Annotated in this window: 1 pseudogene; it reads left to right on the forward strand. The window is 42.2% G+C overall.

Annotation, left to right across the window (positions count from 1 at the left end):
• Window positions 1-87: 87 nt before the first annotated feature.
• Window positions 88-1,368: pseudogene (locus KQP79_RS25795) on the forward strand (IS66 family transposase); the annotation flags it as partial.
• Between the last annotated feature and the right edge of the window lie 104 nt (window positions 1,369-1,472).

Below are 1,472 nucleotides of genomic sequence, written 5' to 3' on the forward strand. Positions count from 1 at the left end.
CCTGACAGATGGGAAAAGGCTAATGACTAAAAAGGGATCATTAGCCTTTTTATTTTAATACACTATATAGAATCGCGGAGACGCTTACCCGATTTTGACATCAATAAAGCCCGGTTGTTTACTACCGCTCCCAGAATATGCGTCCGCTATGAATGTGTACCCATGCGCTTCATCAAGCACGTCTACAAGATACACACCTATACGCAAGACGGTCGCCTGTTTGAGGGAAAAACCCCGGTCTCGGCTTTCTTAAATTCCAGCTATGACGGCTCATTTATTGCCGGATTGATGGAATTACGTTATATACAATCGCTACCTGTTGAAAGAATCATCAACTACTTCGAAGGTCATGGCTTTACGCTGAAGAAACCTACGGCTCATAAGTTGATAGAAAAAGCCTCAGGCCTCTTCGAAAATCTTTATAAGTGTATCCGGCAGACAGCTTTGAGTGATCCTTATAAGGCAGCCGACGAAACCTATTACAAAATACTCGTCCCGGAAAAGAACAGTAAGGGAAAAGGAGTTAGAAAGGGATACCTTTGGGTGGTTGTCGGCATAAACACCAGGATGATATACCTGCTCTATGATGACGGCTCCCGGTCTGAAAGAGTTATTCTTAACGAATTAGGCAGTTGCAAAGGTATCATACAAAGCGATGGNCGGAAGCTCGAAAGCGATGCTTATCCCAATATCACACGCATCCCGTGCTTGCAACATATAAAACGGAAATTTATAGATTGCGGTGAGAATGACCCGGATGCAAAAAGAATCGTGGAGCTGATAAACACTCTTTATCAAAACGAGCATAAGCATAAAGTTGGGGTTGATGGATGGACAGTAGAACAGAATCTTATGCATCGAAAAAAGTATGCGCCGGACATACTCGGAGAAATAAAAGATGTGTTTGATGAAATAGAAGAGCGGGGGGATTTATTACCAAAGAGCGAACTACAAGAAGCTATCACCTATCTTCGCAATGAGTGGAATGCAGTGGTGGACATCTTTAATTATGGTGACACTTACCTGGACAACAATATAGTTGAACGGATGAACCGGTACATATCCTTATCAAGAAAAAACTCATTGTTCTTCGGCAGCCATAAGGGAGCCGAACGAGGCGCCATACTNGAACGGATGAACCGGTACATATCCTTATCAAGAAAAAACTCATTGTTCTTCGGCAGCCATAAGGGAGCCGAACGAGGCGCCATACTCTACACGATAGCACTCACCTGTAGGATGCATAAAGTGAATCTATTTGAGTATCTCACGGATGTGATAAACAGAACAGCTGAATGGCAACCAAACACACCACTTGAAAAATACAGGGAACTGCTTCCTGACAGATGGGAAAAGGCTAATGGATAAAAAGGGAGCATTAGCCTTTTTATTTTAGATTTTCAACGGTTTAATATAACCGTTTGAAGAATAAACATTTAACTGAGTATTTGAGAAACAGTGGTAACGAGTTA

Source organism: Bacteroides sp. DH3716P, assembly GCF_025914115.1.
Lineage (GTDB): Bacteria > Bacteroidota > Bacteroidia > Bacteroidales > Bacteroidaceae > Bacteroides > Bacteroides ovatus.